At 64.7% G+C, this 1,878-nt stretch carries 2 protein-coding genes and 2 pseudogenes; 2 read left to right on the plus strand and 2 right to left on the minus strand.

Going from position 1 to position 1,878, the window contains the following annotated elements; translation table 11 throughout:
* Window positions 1-380: 3-deoxy-7-phosphoheptulonate synthase (locus tag ACYVD0_RS19765; RefSeq protein ID WP_460428386.1), on the minus strand; the 380-nt coding region annotated here is incomplete at its 3' end.
* A 115-nt stretch (window positions 381-495) separates the two neighbouring features.
* Between ACYVD0_RS19765 and ACYVD0_RS19770 the strand changes: the two genes are divergently transcribed.
* Together ACYVD0_RS19770 and ACYVD0_RS19775 are read left to right on the plus strand one after the other, a co-directional pair.
* Window positions 496-1,251, plus strand: coding sequence for a spermidine synthase (locus ACYVD0_RS19770; protein ID WP_460428387.1), 756 nt, complete (start codon window positions 496-498; stop codon window positions 1,249-1,251).
* A gap of 87 nt (window positions 1,252-1,338) precedes the next feature.
* Window positions 1,339-1,485: pseudogene (locus ACYVD0_RS19775) on the plus strand (helix-turn-helix domain-containing protein); the annotation flags it as partial.
* A 232-nt stretch (window positions 1,486-1,717) separates the two neighbouring features.
* On the opposite strand, the pseudogene ACYVD0_RS19780 reads toward ACYVD0_RS19775, so the two are convergent.
* Window positions 1,718-1,878, minus strand: a pseudogene (locus ACYVD0_RS19780) (succinyl-CoA--3-ketoacid-CoA transferase); the annotation flags it as partial.

A 1,878-nucleotide genomic window follows, 5' to 3' on the forward strand; every position in this document is an offset into this window, starting at 1 on the left:
ACGCCGTCGACGGTCTCGCTGCAGGCCGAGCGCGGTTTGGCGAACTGGCCGGCCATGCGCCCCACCTTGACCACCGGACAGCCGGCGGCGAAGGTCATGGCGATCGCCATCTGCAATAGCACTTTTAAGGTGTCAGCGATCTTGGTCGAGGAGAATTCGGCGAAGCTTTCCGCGCAATCGCCGCCCTGCAGCAGAAAGGCGCGCCCCTGGCTGACTTCGCCGAACAGTCGGCGCAACTCGCGCGCCTCGCCGGCGAAGACCAGCGGTGGATAGCCGGCCAGGGTCTGCTCCGCCTGGGCGAGATGGATGGCATCGGGGTATTCCGGTTGCTGCTGGATGGGCTTGACTCTCCAGCTGTCAGGACTCCAGTTCTGCTTCATCATCAGATCCTTGATTGGATTACGGCATGGTCGCACATGTTAACCGATCGCCAGCGTGGCGTGCGATGAACGCAGGTCGTGGCGGCTGTTAACATAGCCGGCTTATCGCAGGGGGATGGCAATGGAAAAAGAGGAGCGCCTGCTCGCCGAGGTGCGTGACGAATTCGGGCTGATCCGCGTGCTGGAAGTCGGTGACTACCGCTTTCTCGAATTCGGCGAGGCGGTGGAGCAGAGCTGCGTGTTCACCACCGATCCTAGCTGGCTGGAGTACGACTACACTCGTGCCATGCTGCTCGGCGCGCTCTGCCACGAGGCGCCGGAGAGTGCGCTATTCCTCGGCCTGGGGGGCGGCAACCTGACCGAGGCCTGCCTCGCCTTCCTGCCGCTGGAAGACGTCGAGGTCATCGAGCTGCGTCCGGACGTGCCGCGTCTGGCCATGGAATACTTGGGCCTCGCCGACGACCCGCGGTTGACCATCCGTATCGGCGACGCCCTGGAGCTGCTGCCCAGCGCGGAAAGCGCCGACCTGATCTTCGTCGATCTGTATACGGATACCGGGCCGAACGTTGCCCATCTGGCGTGGAATTTCCTCGCTGACTGCCAGAGGCGCCTCAACTCGGGCGGCTGGCTGGTCATCAATCAGTGGGCCGGGGAGGACGGCAAGCCCCTAGGCGCCGCATTGCTGCGCGGGCTTTACCACCGCCACTACTGGGAGTGCCCGGTGAAGGAAGGCAACGTGATCCTGCTGGTGCCTGCCGGCCTCGACCAGTCCCTCGACCATGAAAGCCTGCTGGCGCGCTCCGAGGCCCTGGCGCCGCAGCTGGGCTATTCGCTGCGACCGCTGATCGAGGTCCTGCGGCCGGCGAGCTGATCCCGTCCTTTCCCGGGCACGGGCGTGGGAAGGCGCCCGTATGGCACAGTGACGATCCGATGACTGTCGTACGGAGGACGCGAGTCCATGTGGAGTGTCGATCCGGTTTCATTGCGGCTGTTCGTGGCGGTCTGCGAGGAGGGCGCGATCGCCCGCGCCAGCGAGCGCGAGTTCATCGCACCCTCGGCGCTGAGCAAGCGCATCGCCGACATCGAGGCGACCTTCAAGACCCCGCTGCTGGTGCGCTGCCGCCTGTCGGGGGAGTGCAGTAGGGCGGGTTATCCATCGTCTGCGGCGATGGATCAGCCCGTGAATGATGTCTTTTCCTACCCTGGCTCTCCCTTAGTCTTGGCCGCAAGCGACACTGCCTTGAGAGCCTTCCATGAAAATAAGCGTGGCAACCCCTGGATGAGCGGCTTGCCACGCAACTGCCCTGGGGCTGAGCCGCGAACGACCAGATCCTGGGTCAGGCCAGAATGCGGCAGCCCGTCATCTCCTGCAGGTGGTCGAAGCCGACACCGGGGGCCAGTTCCACCAGCTTCAGGCCCTGTTCGGTGACATCGAGCACTGCCAGGTCGGTGATGATGCGGTCGACCACCCCGACGCCGGTCAGCGGCAGGTTGCAAT

The sequence above is a fragment of the Azotobacter armeniacus genome (assembly GCF_054779355.1).

What these genes read in the sequence shown, in the direction of transcription:
- ACYVD0_RS19770 (WP_460428387.1), top strand. Translation starts at nt 496, where the DNA reads ATGGCAATGGAAAAAGAGGAGCGCCTGCTCGCCGAGGTGCGTGACGAA.